This window comes from Streptodolium elevatio (genome assembly GCF_040649515.1).
GTDB lineage: Bacteria > Actinomycetota > Actinomycetes > Streptomycetales > Streptomycetaceae > Yinghuangia > Yinghuangia elevatio.
Map to the genome: position 1 here is coordinate 1 of NZ_JBEZFP010000104.1, position 16,040 is coordinate 16,040.

The following is a 16,040-nucleotide window of genomic DNA, read 5'->3' on the forward strand; positions in this document are numbered from 1 at the left end:
CCGCACCACCGGTTCCGGTGGTGCGGCCGCGAGGTCGGGTCGTCTACTTCTTGTCCTCGAGTTCCGAGCGGACCGAGGCGGTGAGTTCGTCCCACGAGTCGACGAACTTTTGCACGCCCTCGTCCTCGAGGTGCTCGAAGACGTCGTCGAGGTCGACACCGGCGTCGGACACGGCCTTCATGACCTGCGCCGCCGCGCGGTAGGTCTCTTGGACGGGTCGGCCGAGAGTGCCGTGGTCCGCGTAGGCCCTCAGGGTCTTTTCCGGCATGGTGTTCACCGTGTCCGGTGCGATGAGGTCGCTGACGTAAAGAGTGTCCGGGTAGTCCTTGTTCTTCACGCCGGTCGATGCCCACAACGGGCGTTGCGGGGCAGCGCCTTGCGCCTCCAGCGCGCGCCATCGGTCGGAGGAGAAGACCTCCTCGTAGGCTTGGTAGGCCAGCTGTGCGTTCGCCACTGCCGCCTTGCCCTTGAGGGAAGGGTCCGCGTCGGTCTTCTCCAGTCGGCTGTCGATTTCGGCGTCCACGCGCGAGACGAAGAAGGACGCCACCGACTCGATGCCGGCCAGTGATCCGCCGTCCCGCACGCGCTGTTCGAGTCCGGACAGGTACGCGTCCATGACCGCCCGGTACCGCTCGGGACTGAAGATGAGCGTGACGTTGACGCTGATGCCCCGTGCGATGGACGTGGTGATCGCCGCCAGGCCTTCCTGGGTGGCGGGGATTTTGATGAACAGGTTGGGGCGGTCCACCAGCCACCACAGGTGGGCCGCTTCGGCGGCGGTGGCATCGGTGTCGTGCGCCAGCCTGGGGGACACCTCCAGCGACACCCGGCCGTCGCGGCCGGTGCGTTGCGCGACCGGGGCGAGCAGGTCGCAGGCGTCGCGGACGTCGGCGGCGGTGATGGTCCGCAGCGCCTCCTCGACGCCGACCTTCCGAACGGCCATCGCGTGCACTTGGTCGTCGTAGGAGTCCGACCCGCTGATGGCGGCGGCGAAGATCGTCGGGTTGGTGGTGACGCCCACGACGGAGCACTCGTCGACCAGTGCCTGCAAGCTGCCGTCGTGGATGCGGTCGCGGGAAAGGTCGTCGAGCCAGACGGCGACCCCAGCCGCCGACAGATCCGCCAACTTCTCGTTCTGTGCCATGCCGGAGCCTTCCGGACTCGGGGGAGGGGAGAGGGCGAGCGGAGCCGGCGGGCCGACCAACGCCGGTGATGGTGAAGGGCTTTGCACGTCAGACGGCGGGTCGGACGGCCGGGGGGAACCGGTCCCAGGCGCGGTGCTGGGCCAGCAGCCCGGTGACGCCCTCCAGGGCACTGTCGGCGTCGGAGGCGGCGACGACGCCGGGCGCGTCGGGGGCGATGCCGGCAGCGGTCAGGGCGTCGACGCCGTCGGCCCAGGCTCCCAGCGCCTTGCCGTGCCGGTACGCCTCGGTGAGCAGCACCAGGACCCGGGGATCGATGCCCGTGGCGACCGCCACGCCGTCGTCGACCTTGGCGTCGCGCGCGCCGTACGCGTCGGCACCGGGGACGGGAACGCCGGCGACGAGGACGGCGTCGAACTCGGTGGAGCGTGCGGTGGCGAAGGTGCGCTGGACGGCGACCGGGTCGCCGCCCTCGTCCAGCTTTCCGCCGGTCGGGGCGATCACCAGGGGGACCATGCCGGCGTCGAGGACGGCCTGCCGGGCCGACCGTACGCCGCTCAGGTCCTGGTCGCCCGCGGTGACGATGCCGACGATCCGCCCGTCCAGCGGCCAGCGTCCTCCGAGTTGGGACAGGGCAGGGCTGGGCTGCGGGTCGGCCAGTGCCACCGTTGCCGCGGGCGCGGGGAGTCCGAGGCCGGTGGCAACCTGCGCGCACAGTTCGGCGTCGATGTTGGCGAGGGACCGCAGAGCGCGTTCCTTGATCGCCGTCTCGTAGCACTTGTTCAGCTCGAAGGTGTAGGCGGTGACGATGTGTTCGCGCTCGGTCGGGCTCATGCTCAGCCAGAACAGGCGGGGCTGGGTGTAGTGGTCGTCGAAGGACGCCGCGGCCTCTCGCACCTTGTGCGCGGCCGGCACCTCGACGGGGACCTCGATGTACGCGCCGGTGTCCGCGCCCGCCAGGAACGGGCAGCCGCCGTCGAGGGAGTTGGGCCGGTACGGCGCGACACCCCGGTGCACAGCCGTCTGGTGCATGCCGTCACGCAGCATGTCGTTGACCGGCGCGTGGGTGCGGTTGATCGGGAGCTGGGCGAAGTTGGGGCCGCCGAGGCGGGTGAGCTGGGTGTCCACGTACGAGAACAACCGCCCCTGGAGCAGCGGGTCGTTCGTCACGTCGATGCCCGGGACGAGGTGGCCGACGTGGAACGCGACCTGCTCGGTCTCGGCGAAGTAGTTCGACGGGTTCGCGTTCAGCGTGAGCAGGCCGATCGGCTGGACCGGCGCCAGCTCCTCGGGCACGATCTTCGTCGGGTCCAGCAGGTCGATGCCCTGGAACATCTGGTCCTCGGTGTCGGGGAAGGTCTGCACACCCAGCTCCCACTGCGGGAACGCCCCGGCCTCGATCGCGTCGGCCAGGTCCCGGCGGTGGAAGTCGGGATCCATGCCCGCGGTGATCTGTGCCTCCTCCCACACCTGGGAGTGCACGCCCAGTTTCGGCTTCCAGTGGAACTTGACCAAGGTCGTGGCGCCCGCGGCGTTGACCAGCCGGAAGGTGTGGACGCCGAAGCCCTCCATCATCCGGTACGAGCGCGGGATGCCCCGGTCGGACATGTTCCACAGCGTGTGGTGGGTGGCCTCGGTGTGCAGGGTCACGAAGTCCCAGAACGTGTCGTGCGCGCTCTGCGCCTGCGGGATCTCCCGGTCCGGGTGCGGCTTCCCGGCGTGGATCACGTCGGGGAACTTGATCGCGTCCTGGATGAAGAACACCGGGATGTTGTTGCCGACCAGGTCGAAAACGCCCTCGGAGGTGTAGAACTTCGTCGCGAAGCCGCGGGTGTCCCGGACCGTGTCCGCCGACCCCCGGGACCCGAGCACGGTGGAGAACCGCACGAACACCGGGGTCTCCACATCCTTGCCGAGGAACGCCGCCTTGCAGATGCCCTCCGCGGCTCCGTAGCCCTGGAAGACACCGTGCGCTGCCGCGCCGCGCGCGTGCACCACCCGCTCGGGGATGCGCTCGTGGTCGAAGTGGGTGATCTTCTCCCGCAGATGGTGGTCCTGGAGCAGGACGGGCCCGCGGGGACCGGCCTTGAGCGAGTGGTCCGTGTCGTACAGCCGGGCGCCCTGGGCGGTGGTCAACCGCTCGCCGCTCTGTGCCACATCGGCCTGGTCGGCTCCCGTCGGCTGTCCCGTCGGGCTGTAGGTGTCCGGCCCGCGCTGGTCCGGCTTGGGCGGCAGCGGACCGGTGGGCTCGGTCGGCTCGTCGACCGGCGGCGGCACCGGGCCGGGCGCGCCCGGGATCTCGTTGCCGGGGTGGGCGAGGTCCTTGACCTTCTCGGCGATCGTTTCCGCCGCAGCAGACACCGGGTTCTTCTTCGCGTTCACAAGAGTCCGATCCATCGATGAGGCAGTGCCACCCACCGGAAGAAAAGCATTCGGTCCTTGCCGACCATGTCGGCGGGGGAATGGGCGACCACGTGTGTATGGCGCCAGTGCCCGCAATACGGGCTTGAACACATGCGGGTGGTGCGGATGGCAAGGCAAGGTGTGCGGGCTGCGCCGGTCAACTACCGGTGCACCACCGACGACCGGGCTCGGCACGGGGCGCACGTATCGCCGGGGTTTTCGGCACGTCGGACCACGCCTTCGGAGTATCGGCCCGACTGACGGACGGATTGCCGCGTCAGGGGGCTCACCACCCGGGCGGGAGAACGCCGGGCACAGCTGGTCCGCCCTGAATCGGCGTGGCGGAACGTCGAGGCTTTCCTCGCGGAGCTTTCCTCGCGGAATTCGGCGGCCGCCGACCGCGCGGCTTGCACCCGGCGGGGGCGAGGGCCGGTGGCCTGGTCACGCCGCAGCCTCAGGTGTGCCTACGGTCGGCGTGCCGGAGCCCGCCGCGGGCCGGCGGCAGGCTCAGGCGAGTCATCGCCTGTGGCCCGTCACCGGCGGCCCCGGGCACGGTAGATCACGAGTGCGACGACGACGGCTGCCATGACAGCCGCCTGCACGCGCCTGTCCCGGGCGGCGCCGGAGGCGTGGCGGGCGGTGTCGGCGACGGATTCAGGGGTGTTCTCCCGCGCCTTGGCCGCGGCGGTGGCGGCAGTCTCCGCGACCTGGTGGCCGGCTCGGCCGGCTGCGTCCCGGACCGGGGCGGGGGTGTGGTCCTTGACGGTCCGCACCGCGCGGTCGGCGGCGGCGATGACGGTCGCCGCGGCCTCGGCGGTCTTCTCCCGGACCTGCTCCTTGGCGGCCGCAGCGTTGTCGACGGCATGTTCCGCGGGGTTTCGGCGGGTCATCGTGTTCCTCTCGGTGGTTTCGGCGTCGAGGTGGCGACACCGTCGGCGGCCTTGCGGGGACCGGCCGCCCTCTCCAGGCCAGTGCCCGCAGACCACTCAGCCATGCAAATCCGTGAAACCACTGGGCATACCGCACGGATCCGCTGCCCGACCCAAGTCCGGACAGTGCTGCCACGAGCGCGCAGGGGTACGCCGGATCACCGTCACATCCGAACGGCGCCGCGGCGGGCTCGGCCCGCACCGCGTGGCGTCGCGCTCGGTTCGGAGCGTCGCGTCAGGGGCCGGTTTGTACGGGGCCGTGGTGGTGGCCGAGAGCCGCGCAAACCTGGTTGGGGCCGACTATGGGGTGGTCCGGCAGCGCGGCGAGGGCGCGGACGACCGCGTCGCCGGCACGTCGGGCCTGGGCGTGTGCGGCGAGCTGGGCGGGCCGGGCCGGGAAGGCGGCCCCGTGCAGTACGCGGCGCAGTTCGGACAGGTCGACAAGGTCCAGGGCGGGTCTCGGGGGCGTGGCGGCCATCGTGGCGCTCGCGAACTCAGCCGACCGCCGGGCGCCGCGCGGTCGGCGCGTCGGTCCACGTGGTGGGGAAGAGTTTCGTGGTGCCGGTGAGCCAGAGCAGACGCTCCAGGTAATCTCCCGGCTCCACGGAGAGCGTGGCGCCGACTTCGGCGGATCGCTCGCGGGCGTGGAGCAGCGCGTGCAGGCCGCTCGAATCGCAGAAGGACACCGCCGCGGCGTCGACGTGCAGGTGCCGGGGCCGGGCAGTGAGTGCCTCGTCGAAGGCGGCGCACAGGTTGTCGGCGTTGGCCGGGTCGATCTCACCGGACAGGTGCACCACGGCGCGCTCGAGGCTGTGCTCGGTACGCATCTCCAGCAGCGGAGTTTCGACAAGCTGAGCAGGGGCGCGAATGGGCCCGGCAGGGTACCGCGACATGGCAGACGTCTCCTGACGTTTGGGTGCCTACTTCCACTCCACCATCCCCGCGCCCCGGACCCACGTCAAGGAATGCACGAATTCATGTTCGCCCATCGGGTGTTTCAGGCCGCGTCGATCCGCCTAGCATGAAGACATGACGGAGACCGCGAATCCCTTGCCCGACGGGGCCGCGGGCCGGGACCCGGACCGGCGCTGGGGCGGGCGGCCGGGCACGGAGCCCGGAGGGTGGACCTTTCTGACCAACCACGCCCGCGTACTGGCGGCGGTCGCCCGGGAACCGGAGGCCCGGATCCGCGACATCGCGGCAGTGTGCCTGCTGACCGAGCGTGCCGTGCAGAAGATCCTCGTCGACCTGGAGACGGCCGGCTACATCGCCCGCACTCGTGTCGGACGCCGCAACACCTACCGCATCGCGCCTGGGACCAAGGTGCGCCACCCGGCCGACGGCGGCCGGGAAATCGCGGATCTTCTCGCCCTCCTCAACATCCCGCGAGCCCGCACCGACGACCGCGCTGCCCAATGAGGGTCCGGGCCCTCCTGGCGGCGGCCGGGGGGCATGTAGGCGAGCCCGGCGGCGCGTTCGATGACGAAGGCCTGGGCAATCGCGGTCAGCAGCACGGCCATTGATTCGAGCTCAGTCACGTGCGAACGCCTGCCGCCCTGTGAAGCCGCGCAGTCACGTAACGCACGGCGTTTGACTGAGGGCCGTCCGCCGCTTGCCGTGCGCATATGACCCAGCACTCCGGCATCGCCCGCTGTGACATCGTGCCTGCCTTTGTCTTCGTTTCGGGTGTCTTCGCTCGGGGGTCGGACGTCTCCTCGGTTCTTCGAGCTTCTTCGGCCCGCGGTTGCCCTGCACCGCTCCGGCTGCACGGGGTGACTCCGCCCCGTCGGGGCTGTGCGACGACCGCGAGGCGGACCGGGTTTCGTTCCGGTCGACACGGCAAGCCGCTGGAGGACGACGGCATTCCGGATCGAGGAGGCTCTGATGGATCATTCGCGGGCGCCGGTGCTGGAGGCCCTGGACGAGTTCCGCAGACGCGGCGATGTCGTGTACGGGCCGCCGGGCCACAAGCAAGGACGCGGCGTCGATCCACGAGTGCTGGAAATCCTCGGTCCAGGTGTTTTCGCGTCCGACGTGCTCCTCCTGAACGGTCTGGACGACCGCCGTGAGTCGGGGGGAGTGCTCGACCAGGCGCAGGAACTCATGGCCGACGCCGTCGGCGCGGACCGCGCGTTCTTCTCCACATGCGGCAGTTCGCTTTCGGTCAAGACGGCAATGCTCGCGGTGGCCGGACCCGGGGAAAAGTTGCTGATCTCCCGCAACGCCCACAAGTCCGTGATCGCCGCGGTCGTCATCAACGGAACACGGCCGATCTGGGTCCATCCGCACTTCGACCCGGAACTCCACCTCGCCCACCCGCCCGAGCCGGAAGATGTCCGCCGCGCGCTTCGGGCCCATCCGGATGCCAAAGGCATGTTGCTCATCACGCCGACGGACTGGGGTACGTGCGCCGATATCGAGGGTGTGGCGAAGGTGTGTCACGAGCACGGCGTACCGCTCGTCGTCGACGAAGCCTGGGGGGCCCACTTGCCCTTCCATCCGGACCTGCCCATGTGGGGCACGCACGCGGGCGCGGATCTGGTGGTCACCAGCGTCCACAAGATGGGCGGCGCCATCGAACAGAGTTCGGTGTTCCACCTGCAGGGTGACCTGGTCTCGCCGGAGGTCCTCAAACAACGCGAGGACCTGCTGGGGACGACCAGCGCCTCGTCGCTGGTGTACGCGAGCCTGGACGGCTGGCGGCGGCAGATGGTCGAGCACGGGCACGAACTGCTGGACGGCGCCCTCAAACGCGCCGCGCGCATCCGCGACGCCGTGGATGCCATGCCGGGTCTCTCCCTGCTGGGGCGCGAGGTGGTGCGGCCAGGGGGTGCGGCGGACCTGGACCAGCTGAAGATCACCGTCGACGTCCGCGAGTTGGGCGTCACGGGGATGCAGGCCGCGGAGTGGCTGCGCACCTTCAGGCATGTCGACGTCGGCGGCTCGGACACCTTCCGGGTGACCGCACACATCACCCACGGGGACGACGACACGACCGAGCACCGCCTCGTCGACGCGCTCGGCCTTTTGAGCGGAGGCGGCGCGGACGACATCGAGCCTTCCCCCCATGTGGAGTTGCCTCCGCCGGAATCCTTCGAACTGGAACAGTCGATGCTGCCGCGCGACGCCTTCTTCGGCCCCGTCGAACACGTCCCCGCGGAGCGGGCGGCCGGCCGGATCGCCGCGGAGACCGTCAGCCCGTACCCGCCCGGCGTGCCCGTCGTCGCGCCCGGCGAACGCATCACCGCCCCCGTCGTGCGCTACCTCACCAGCGGAGTGCGCGCGGGAATGCTGGTACCCGATGCCGCCGACGCCTCCCTGAAGACGTTCCGGGTCGTCGCGGAAGGCTGACACCCGTGCGAGGCCGGGCGGGCGAGCCATTCCCGGCCGTCAGGCAGGCCCCGGCTCCCTGGGACCGCTCGCTACCGGTCGTCGGCGTCCGCACGTGGCGAACGACGTCCCGTCGCCACGCGTAGTGCCGTGCGTCCTACGCCGAGGCGGTCGGCGTGCAGCGCGGCGCGGGCGGCGTTGGCTCCGCACGCTCCGTGGACGCCTCCTCCGGGGTGCGCTGACGCGGAGGCCAGGAACATGCGACGGACCGGAGTCCTTGCGCGTCCCGAGCCGGGGACCGGGCGGAAGACCAGTTGCTGGTGGACGCCGGCGGTTCCGCCGTTGAGCGCTCCGCCCACCAGGTTCTCGTCCTCGGTTTCGAGGGTGTGCGGGGACAGGATGCGGCGAGACCTGATCCGGGAGCGGAAGCCGGGCGCGAACGTCTCCACGCGCGCTTCCAGGCGGTCCGCGTACGCCTGCGCCTCTGCGCGATCCCAACGTCCGGCCAGTTGTCCGCCGAGGTCTTCGGTCACGTGCCGGGGAACGTGCGTGTACGCCCATGCCGACTCGGTGCCGGCGGGGGAGCGCGTCGGGTCGGTCGTGGTCATCTGGCCCAGCAGCAGGAAGGGGAGTGCGGGCAGTCGGCCCGTGGCCACCTGCACGGCGTAGTCGGAGAGTTCGCCGAGGTCGCCGGCGAGATGGACGGTACCGGCCTGCCCGGCGCCGGGCGCGGTCCACGGGATCGGGCCGTCCAGGGCCCAGTCGACCTTGAAGGTCCCCAGGTCCCAGTGGAACCTGCGCATGTCGTCACGCAGCCGGACAGGCAGGTCGTCCCAGGACACCAGGCCGCCGTACAGCGCCGGCGCCGCGACGTCGGCGAGTACCGCCCGGCGTGCCCGCACGGCGTCCCCGTCCGCGGTGCGTACGCCCAACGCCGTGCCGCCCCGCACCACGACCGACGTCACCCGCGAACCGCACCGCACCACGCCGCCCTTGGACTCCAGCCGGCCGACCAGCGCGTCGGTGAGCGCGCCGGCACCGCCGACCGGCGCGGGCCAGCCGTGCTGTTGACCGAGCATCGCCAGCAGCCAGCCGAAGGCCGCGCTCGGCACCGCCTCCGGCAGCAGGTCCGCGTGCAGCGCGCACCCGGCCAGCAGCATCGTGGCGCCGATGTCGGAGAACTCTTCCTCGCCCAGCCGGCGCACCGGCAATGCCATCATGCGGGCGAAGCGCAGCCCGTCCGCGACGCCCAGTCGTCGCGCAAGCGCCGAGCCGGAGCGCAGCGGCGGAAACGGCGCCAGAAGCGCGTTCACCAGATGCGGGTCCAGCCGCTGCCACAACGCCGACAGTCGGGTCCAGCCCTCGGCGTCCTCGGCGCCGAAGTCGTGCGCCAGTCCGGCCACGGTCGCCTCGACACCGCGGCGCAGTACGGCGCAGCGTCCGTCGGCCAGAGGATGTGCGAGCACCGCAGGAGCATGGGACCACTGCAGGCCGAACTCGTGCAGGTCCAGGGCCCCGACCACGGGCGAGGCCGCGGCAAGCGGGTGGAACGAGCTGAAAAGGTCGTTGACGAAGTCCGGGTGTACGCCGCGGTCGCTGCGGACCGCCCCGCCCGGCACCTCCTCGGCCTCCTGCACCACGACCCGCCACCCGTGGTCCGCCAGGATGTTTGCGGCGACCAATCCGTTGGGACCCGAGCCGATGACGACCGCGTCAGCCTCGTCGGCCACGGTGCCCCTCGGCGTCCGTGCCGGATGCCGCGAAGGTGCGCTCGTGCGCGGCGCGTGCCGCTTCTTCCGCGACCCGCGCAAGGTTGTGCAGCATCTTGCGGTTGCGCAGGTGCAGCAGGAACTCCCCCGGCGGGCCGTGCAAGCGGGCGGCGGGGCCGCGAAGCGGGTGCTCGTCGACCAGGACCAGGGTCCCGGTGTCCCACGGCAGCAGTTCGATGCCGATGCGGGCGGTGCCGAACGGCGGCGCCATGGCTTCCAGCTCGAGCCGCTTCCCGGGGTCGCAGAGGCGGACGACACACTCGTCCTGGAACGTCACCGGTCCCAGCCCGACGGTGTAGACCAGTCGGGCGTGCTCCTGGGGCCAAGCGGGATCGGCGCGATCGATGCGCCGGGTCCCCACGACCCATTCCGCGTACCGGTGCGGGTCCGCGAGCACGTCCCACACCCGACTCGGACTCGCATCGATCAAGTGCTGTCGTCGCGCCATGATCGGCGGGTACCCGCCTCCCGGGCGGTTATCCCTACGACCGGCGTACCCGCCCTGGGGTGTGCGGCCGGAGTTCTCGGCCGCGGCGGGGTGCTCTGCGTGGGTCCGGCCGAGACGGGTAGCAGCGCGGCAGACCGGTCGGAAACGATCTTCCGGAGGGCGCGGCGTGCGAAGCTTCGACAAGCGAGTGGCCGCGGTCACCGGTGCGGGCTCAGGCATCGGACGGGCTCTGGCCGTGCGACTCGCCCGACGCGGCGCCCTGCCGGCCCTCGCCGATATCGACGGCGAGGCGGTTCGCGCCACTGCCGAGGCGATCGAGCGGGTGTGCCCGGGCAGCCGTCTCCTGGTGACCGAACTGGACGTCGCGGACCGCGCGGCGGTGCAGGCCTGGGCGGACGAGGTCGCGGGCCGCTTCGGCCGCGTCGACCTGGTGGTCAACAACGCGGGGGTGGGTGTGGTGGCGCCCGTGGAGGATGCCGCCTGGGACGACGTCGAATGGCTGATGAACGTGAACTTCTGGGGGGTGGTGCACGGCTCGAAAGCCTTTCTCCCCTATCTCAAGCGCTCCGACGATGGTCACCTCGTCAACATGGCCAGCGTGTTCGGCCTGGTAGGCGTACCGGCCATGAGCGCGTACTGCGCTTCCAAGTCCGCCGTGTGCGGATTCACCGAGGCCCTGCGCCAGGAGGTGCGGTTGTCGCGGTCCGGCGTACGCGTGACCACGGTGCTGCCGGGCGGCGTGAGTTCCGCGTTCGCCCGCTCCGTGCGGACTTCGCCCCAGGTGGACGCCGACGCCCTTGCCGCCATCAGCAGTCGTGTCGCGGCCACCACGCCCGAACAAGCAGCCCGCGCGATCCTCCGCGGCGTCAAGCGAAACCGTGCCCGGGTGCACGTGGGGCCGGACGCGTACGTCATCGACTGGGCGTGGCGTCTGCTCGGCGTCGGCGTCGAGCCGTTCGCCCGCGGTATCGCCGCACGGCTGTTGCCGTTGCCGTGGGCGCCCGAGAGCCCCGAACCCTGACGCTCCTGTCAGGCGTTGTCGGCACGGATGACCACCAGTTCCTCTTCCCGGCAGCCCGGTTCGACGAGCCCGACCGCTTCGAGGTAGGAGACGGCTCCGCGGCCGGAGGCTGTTGGCGCGGGCCGTCCACACGGCGGAGCGGGCGATGTCGAGGGCGGTGACCCGGCAGCGGTTCTCGGAGGCATCGGCGATGGCCAGGGCCACCGCGCCGGCATCGCACACTGGTGAGGGCGTGCCCGGCAAGTTCGCGGGCACGCGTCAGTCGGCAGGTCGGGGTGTGAGCGGGTGCGCGCCGGGTATCGGGGAGCGGTCGGCAGGGTCCCCGAGGCTTGGGAGGCGGGCGGTGGAGCCGTCGCAGGACCGTATCGCGCATCCGTGGGGGAGCCGTGTGCCGCACGGGCGGCACCGCCCGTGGCCCGGGCGGGTGGACATGTTCCTGGCGGACGGCGTGGAGCCGGGGAGCGTGCAGCGCTGGGTGCAGGCGGCGTCGATCCTGCACTCGGACGGCGACGCGATGGACATCGCGGTTGTCGACGGCCGCATGGTGGGGGTGCGGGGACGTTCGGTGGACCGGGTCAACCGGGGACGGCTCGGCCCGAAGGACCTGTTCGGCTGGCAGGCGAACGCGTCCCCGGACCGCTTGACGCGTCCGTTGGTGCGGCGCGACGGGCGGCTGGTCGAGACCGACTGGGACACGGCGATGGAGCTGGTGGCCTCGCGTTCGCGCGAGCTCGTCGACGATCACGGGCCCGGGGCGATCGGCTTCTACACCTCCGGGCAGTTGTTCCTGGAGGAGTACTACACGCTCGCGGTGCTCGCCCGGGCCGGCATCGGAACGAATCACCTGGACGGCAACACGCGTCTGTGCACGGCGACAGCGGCCGAGGCCCTGAAGGAATCCTTCGGGTGCGACGGGCAGCCCGGCAGCTACGACGACATCGACCACGCCGACGTGATCGCGCTGTTCGGCCACAACCTGGCCGAGACCCAGCCGGTGCAGTGGATGCGCGTACTGGACCGGTTGGAGGGACAGGACCCGCCGCGACTGGTGTGCGTGGACCCGCGTCCCACACCGGTGGCACGTCGCGCGGCGGTGCACCTGGCGCCGCGCCCCGGCACCAACGTGGCGCTGCTCAACGCGCTGCTGCACGAGATCGTCCGGCACGGGTGGGTGGATCACGACTACATCGCCGCGCACACCGTCGGGTTCGACGAACTGACGGACCAGGTCAAGGACTGCACCCCGCAGTGGGCTGCCGCCATCTGCGATGTACCGGCCCGGCTGATCGGAGAAGCGGCGGAGGTGCTGGGCACGGCCGAGGCGCTGCTGTCCACGGTGCTGCAGGGGGTGTACCAGTCGCATCAGGCGACCGCCGCCGCGGTGCAGGTCAACAACCTGCACCTGATCCGCGGCATGCTCGGCCGCCCCGGTGCCGGGGTGCTGCAGATGAACGGCCAGCCCACCGCGCAGAACACCCGCGAATGCGGCGCGAACGGGGACCTACCCGGCTTCCGCAACTGGCAGAACGACGCGCACGTCGCCGACCTGGCCGCGGTCTGGAACGTGGAACCCGACACCATTCCCCACTACGCGCCGCCTACCCACGCGATGCAGATGTTCCGGTACGCCGAGCAGGGCTCGATCCGCATGCTGTGGATCAGCGGCACCAACCCGGCCGTGTCCCTGCCGGAGCTGTCCCGGATCCGGTCGATCCTGTCCGGGGAACGGCTGTTCACCGTGGTGCAGGACCTCTACCTCACGGAGACCGCCCAACTCGCCGACGTGGTGCTTCCGGCCGCGACGTGGGGCGAGAAGACCGGCACGTTCACCAACGCCGACCGCACGGTCCACCTGTGCGCGAAGGCCGTCGAACCGCCGGGCGACGCGAAACCCGATCTGGAGATCTTCCTCGACTACGCCCGCCGCATGGACTTCCGCGACAAGGACGACCGGCCGCTGATCAGCTGGCACGACCCCGAGTCCGCGTTCGAGGCGTGGAAGCGCTGCAGCGCGGGACGGCCCTGCGACTACACCGGCCTCTCGTACGCCGTGCTCCGCGACGGCAGCGGCATCCAGTGGCCGTGCAACGACCGGGCCCCGAACGGCACCGAACGCCTCTACACGCACGGCATCAACTGGGCGCACCCGGACGTCTGCGAGAGCTACGGCAAGGACCTGGTCACCGGCGCCGCAAACGACGTCGTCGAGTACCGCTCGCTTAACCCGCAGGGAAAGGCGGTCGTCAAGGCCGCGGAATACCTGCCGCCCCACGAGTCACCCGGCGAGGAACACCCGTTCCATCTCACCACCGGGCGCACCCTCTACCACTTCCACACCCGCACCAAGACCGCGCGGGCCCCGCAGCTCGACGCCGCGGCACCCGAACCGTGGGTGGAGATCTCGGACGACGACGCACGGCAACTCGGCTACGGCGAGGGCGACCTCGTCGAGGTCACCACGCCCCGCGGTGCCCTCCAGGCCCGGCTGCGTGTCTCGGACCTGCGGCCCGGAGTGCTGTTCGTCCCGTTCCACTACGGCTACTGGGACACCCCGGGTGGGTCCGGCCCCGACGGATCCACGCCGCCGCGAGCGGCCAACGAAGCCACCGTCACCGACTGGGACCCGGTGTCGAAACAGCCGATGTTCAAGACCGCCGCGGCGAGCCTTCGGCTGGTCCGGCGCGGCGACGGACGGCCCTCGCCCGCGCCCACCACCACCGCCTCCGCCCCGGCCGTCACGGGTGCCGCGCCGGACACCGCAGGCGGGCCCGCGGCACACGTGTCGCAGACCCCGGACACCAACTGGGACGGCCGAGGAGACGGACGGTGAAGGGCTTCACGATCGTGCTGCGCGCCCTGCACCGCGGCGAAGGAGACCTGGCGAGAGCCCTGGTGACCGCAGCCGAACACCACCGGAATGAGCACGAGTTCCACCACGTGGCCACCGACGTCGCCCGCTGGTCCCGCGAGCACGTCCGCCGCCTTGCCGCGGTCGCCGCCGACTGCGGCCTCGACCTCGGCGACGCTCCGGAGGCCGCCGGTCTCCTTCCTGCGCGGCGCCGGGAGGAGCCCGATGTCACGGGTCACCACGCCGAGCCCGGACTACTCCTCCTACGTGATCTGCGCGACCTGCACCTGCACGCCGCCGAGAACTCCCTGCACTGGGAGATGCTCGCCCAGGCCGCGCAAGCGGCACGCGAGCAGCAACTCCTCGCCCTGGCAACCGCCTGCCACCCGCAGACGCTCCGTCAGATGCGCTGGACCAACACCATGATCAAGACCCTCGCACCGCAAACGATCACGAGCCTCTGACCTGCGGCGCAGGTGCGCGCGGCGTCAGGATGCGGCATGCGAAAGGCCGTTCGGGGTGGAAGCCGTTCGGGGGAAGCCGTTCGGCGGTGGAAGCCGTTCGTGCGGTGAGCGGCGCGATGCGCGGTGACGGCTGCGTCGAGGGTGGGGTAGGCGGCGATGGTGCCGTCCAGGCCGGGGCGTTCCGGCAGGCGTCGCAGGTCGGCCGGGACGGCTGCCAGGCACACCGAGCCGCCGCCTCGAAGTGCTGCTCCACCGCCTGGAGCGGTTCCCGGGGCCGCGTACGGCGCGCCCTCAGGCGCGGTCTTCGGGTCCTGGCCGGTCGAGGTAGTTCGCGCGGCCCTCGTCGTCGATCGCGAAGGAGCCCGTGGGGATGATGCAGAATTCGTTTCCTTCCGGATCGGCCATCACCAGGAAGCCTCCGTCCGCGTACTGGTCCAGCCTCCGTCCGCCGAGCGCCTCCGCCCGGCGTTGCTCGGCTTCGGGGTCGGACGAACTGATGTCCATGTGCACCCGGTTCTTGCCCGGCTTGGGTGTCTCCGTCCGCTGGAAGCCCAGCGCGAGCCCGTTCTCCCGGCGCAACCAGACGTACGGTCCGCCACGCCCGACGACCGGTCTGCCGAGCAACGCGGACCAGAACGCGGCCAGTCGTTCGGGGTCTTGGGCATCGACGACGAGCGCGTTGACCTGCACGGGGGAGTCCGTCATGTTCGATCTTCCGGGAGTTGGCGCGGTGCTTCTCGGCTCGGCCCGCTGCTACCCCTGTTCGGTTCGGTTGATGCCATGGGGAAGTCCACCCCTCCGCGCCGCGGCCCGGTGCGCAGCCAAGCGCGGTCGGGCCCGACAAGATAGGGGTGGCTGCGCCGCAGTCGACGTACACAAGGCCGCGGAGCGCCCCGAGCCGGGCCGGCCGCCTGCGAACGCTGTCCGAGGAGCACTTCCATGACGGACCCCGCCACACCGCCTGGGGCTGACGCGCACTACCTCACCCACACCGCCCGTCTGTACGGTTGGACGGTGGCGGCGCACCACGACGGAAGTGTGCGCATGTCCCTGCCCGATCGCACTGTCTGGGCCCACTTCGCCCCCGACGGCTCCTTCCGCTACGGCCGCGCCACCGGCCCGCACAGCTCCGACGCGGAACTGGACATGCGGCAAGTCCTGGACGTCCTCGAAAAGCACGGCATGCCGACCCCGCCCTCCCCCCGTCTGCCCTGACGCAAGGGGCGGTTGCGCAGCACCCGCGAGCAACAGGTCCGCGTAGCGCTCATCGGCGTCCTGCCTCGTCGCGCGCGATCCGCGGCCGAAGCCGCCGTCCACGCTGCCGGCCTTTGCAGTGGCGCGGAGTCTGTCGTGTACGTCGGCGCGTGCCTCCGGCGCGAGGGGGTAGCCGCGGAGCAGACGGAGGTGTCCGACATGACCGCAGTGGATCCGAGGCGCGTCGGGGAAGCCAAGATGGTACGCGCAAGAGCGCTGGGCCGTGTGGCCCGGCGTGCCCTGGACGAGGACGAAACGTACGCCCTGGCGGGGAAGCTCGTACGCCGCATGGAAGCCCTGGATCCCGACGGCGAGGTGTTCGCGCGGTACGCCGCCTGTGTCGTGGAGCTGATGACGGCACCTCCGCGCCGTCCCGGTGGTACTCGTCCGAGCCCGTGACCCTCGGAGCCGTCGTCGACGACAGACGCACGT

Annotated in this window: 15 protein-coding genes; 7 read left to right on the forward strand and 8 right to left on the reverse strand. The window is 71.2% G+C overall.

Going from position 1 to position 16,040, the window contains the following annotated elements; genetic code table 11:
- Positions 1–43: 43 nt before the first annotated feature.
- The 5 genes from tal to AB0C36_RS30865 all read right to left on the reverse strand — a co-directional run bounded on the left by tal (position 44) and on the right by AB0C36_RS30865 (position 5,367).
- Positions 44–1,144 (reverse strand): transaldolase, encoded by a 1,101-nt coding sequence (gene tal / locus AB0C36_RS30845; RefSeq protein ID WP_358360466.1) that lies wholly within the window; start codon positions 1,142–1,144, stop codon positions 44–46.
- Between the two features lie 88 nt (positions 1,145–1,232).
- Positions 1,233–3,539 carry a catalase gene (locus AB0C36_RS30850; RefSeq protein WP_358360469.1) on the reverse strand — a complete coding sequence of 769 codons (2,307 nt, stop codon included), beginning with the start codon at positions 3,537–3,539 and terminating at the stop codon, positions 1,233–1,235.
- A gap of 539 nt (positions 3,540–4,078) precedes the next feature.
- Positions 4,079–4,435, reverse strand: coding sequence for a hypothetical protein (locus AB0C36_RS30855; RefSeq protein ID WP_358360472.1), 357 nt, complete (start codon positions 4,433–4,435; stop codon positions 4,079–4,081).
- Positions 4,436–4,709: 274 nt separating this feature from the next.
- The gene (locus tag AB0C36_RS30860; RefSeq protein ID WP_358360475.1) at positions 4,710–4,952 is read right to left on the reverse strand and encodes a DUF2795 domain-containing protein; all 243 of its coding nucleotides are present in this window, start codon (positions 4,950–4,952) and stop codon (positions 4,710–4,712) included.
- Positions 4,953–4,968: 16 nt separating this feature from the next.
- On the reverse strand, positions 4,969–5,367 hold the full coding sequence (locus AB0C36_RS30865; protein WP_358360478.1) for an STAS domain-containing protein: 399 nt from the start codon (positions 5,365–5,367) through the stop codon (positions 4,969–4,971).
- A 136-nt stretch (positions 5,368–5,503) separates the two neighbouring features.
- Here AB0C36_RS30865 and AB0C36_RS30870 point away from each other — a divergent pair, with 136 nt between their 5' ends.
- Both AB0C36_RS30870 and AB0C36_RS30875 read left to right on the forward strand, forming a co-directional pair.
- Positions 5,504–5,893 carry a helix-turn-helix transcriptional regulator gene (locus AB0C36_RS30870; RefSeq protein WP_358360480.1) on the forward strand — a complete coding sequence of 130 codons (390 nt, stop codon included), beginning with the start codon at positions 5,504–5,506 and terminating at the stop codon, positions 5,891–5,893.
- Between the two features lie 465 nt (positions 5,894–6,358).
- Positions 6,359–7,825, forward strand: coding sequence for an aminotransferase class I/II-fold pyridoxal phosphate-dependent enzyme (locus AB0C36_RS30875; protein WP_358360482.1), 1,467 nt, complete (start codon positions 6,359–6,361; stop codon positions 7,823–7,825).
- Between the two features lie 71 nt (positions 7,826–7,896).
- Here AB0C36_RS30875 and AB0C36_RS30880 read toward each other — a convergent pair whose 3' ends face one another.
- Both AB0C36_RS30880 and AB0C36_RS30885 read right to left on the reverse strand, forming a co-directional pair.
- Positions 7,897–9,534, reverse strand: a complete 1,638-nt coding sequence (locus AB0C36_RS30880) for a phytoene desaturase family protein (protein WP_358360484.1) — start codon at positions 9,532–9,534, stop codon at positions 7,897–7,899.
- Positions 9,518–10,021 carry an SRPBCC family protein gene (locus AB0C36_RS30885; protein ID WP_358360486.1) on the reverse strand — a complete coding sequence of 168 codons (504 nt, stop codon included), beginning with the start codon at positions 10,019–10,021 and terminating at the stop codon, positions 9,518–9,520. The genes AB0C36_RS30880 and AB0C36_RS30885 overlap by 17 nt, the downstream gene beginning before the upstream one ends.
- 166 nt (positions 10,022–10,187) lie before the next feature.
- Here AB0C36_RS30885 and AB0C36_RS30890 point away from each other — a divergent pair, with 166 nt between their 5' ends.
- The 3 genes from AB0C36_RS30890 to AB0C36_RS30900 all read left to right on the forward strand — a co-directional run bounded on the left by AB0C36_RS30890 (position 10,188) and on the right by AB0C36_RS30900 (position 14,354).
- The gene (locus tag AB0C36_RS30890; RefSeq protein ID WP_358360488.1) at positions 10,188–11,042 is read left to right on the forward strand and encodes an SDR family NAD(P)-dependent oxidoreductase; all 855 of its coding nucleotides are present in this window, start codon (positions 10,188–10,190) and stop codon (positions 11,040–11,042) included.
- 343 nt (positions 11,043–11,385) lie between these two features.
- The gene (locus AB0C36_RS30895; RefSeq protein WP_358360490.1) at positions 11,386–13,872 is read left to right on the forward strand and encodes a molybdopterin oxidoreductase family protein; all 2,487 of its coding nucleotides are present in this window, start codon (positions 11,386–11,388) and stop codon (positions 13,870–13,872) included.
- Positions 13,869–14,354 carry a hypothetical protein gene (locus AB0C36_RS30900; protein WP_358360492.1) on the forward strand — a complete coding sequence of 162 codons (486 nt, stop codon included), beginning with the start codon at positions 13,869–13,871 and terminating at the stop codon, positions 14,352–14,354. Before AB0C36_RS30895 ends, AB0C36_RS30900 begins: the two co-directional genes overlap by 4 nt.
- A 291-nt stretch (positions 14,355–14,645) precedes the next feature.
- Here AB0C36_RS30900 and AB0C36_RS30905 read toward each other — a convergent pair whose 3' ends face one another.
- Positions 14,646–15,059, reverse strand: a complete 414-nt coding sequence (locus tag AB0C36_RS30905; RefSeq protein ID WP_358360495.1) for a VOC family protein — start codon at positions 15,057–15,059, stop codon at positions 14,646–14,648.
- A 234-nt stretch (positions 15,060–15,293) separates the two neighbouring features.
- Between AB0C36_RS30905 and AB0C36_RS30910 the strand changes: the two genes are divergently transcribed.
- Together AB0C36_RS30910 and AB0C36_RS30915 are read left to right on the forward strand one after the other, a co-directional pair.
- The gene (locus AB0C36_RS30910) at positions 15,294–15,569 is read left to right on the forward strand and encodes a hypothetical protein (RefSeq protein ID WP_358360497.1); all 276 of its coding nucleotides are present in this window, start codon (positions 15,294–15,296) and stop codon (positions 15,567–15,569) included.
- A 198-nt stretch (positions 15,570–15,767) separates the two neighbouring features.
- Positions 15,768–16,007 carry a hypothetical protein gene (locus AB0C36_RS30915; protein ID WP_358360500.1) on the forward strand — a complete coding sequence of 80 codons (240 nt, stop codon included), beginning with the start codon at positions 15,768–15,770 and terminating at the stop codon, positions 16,005–16,007.
- Positions 16,008–16,040 lie beyond the last annotated feature (33 nt).

Excerpts from the sequence above, each read along its gene's own strand:
- AB0C36_RS30860 (WP_358360475.1), bottom strand. The coding sequence starts at position 4,952 with ATGGCCGCCACGCCCCCGAGACCCGCCCTGGACCTTGTCGACCTGTCC.
- AB0C36_RS30850 (WP_358360469.1), bottom strand. The coding sequence starts at position 3,539 with ATGGATCGGACTCTTGTGAACGCGAAGAAGAACCCGGTGTCTGCTGCG.
- AB0C36_RS30855 (WP_358360472.1), bottom strand. The coding sequence starts at position 4,435 with ATGACCCGCCGAAACCCCGCGGAACATGCCGTCGACAACGCTGCGGCC.
- AB0C36_RS30910 (WP_358360497.1), top strand. The coding sequence starts at position 15,294 with ATGACGGACCCCGCCACACCGCCTGGGGCTGACGCGCACTACCTCACC.
- tal (WP_358360466.1), bottom strand. The coding sequence starts at position 1,144 with ATGGCACAGAACGAGAAGTTGGCGGATCTGTCGGCGGCTGGGGTCGCC.
- AB0C36_RS30905 (WP_358360495.1), bottom strand. The coding sequence starts at position 15,059 with ATGACGGACTCCCCCGTGCAGGTCAACGCGCTCGTCGTCGATGCCCAA.
- AB0C36_RS30875 (WP_358360482.1), top strand. The coding sequence starts at position 6,359 with ATGGATCATTCGCGGGCGCCGGTGCTGGAGGCCCTGGACGAGTTCCGC.
- AB0C36_RS30885 (WP_358360486.1), bottom strand. The coding sequence starts at position 10,021 with ATGGCGCGACGACAGCACTTGATCGATGCGAGTCCGAGTCGGGTGTGG.
- AB0C36_RS30915 (WP_358360500.1), top strand. The coding sequence starts at position 15,768 with ATGACCGCAGTGGATCCGAGGCGCGTCGGGGAAGCCAAGATGGTACGC.
- AB0C36_RS30865 (WP_358360478.1), bottom strand. The coding sequence starts at position 5,367 with ATGTCGCGGTACCCTGCCGGGCCCATTCGCGCCCCTGCTCAGCTTGTC.
- AB0C36_RS30870 (WP_358360480.1), top strand. The coding sequence starts at position 5,504 with ATGACGGAGACCGCGAATCCCTTGCCCGACGGGGCCGCGGGCCGGGAC.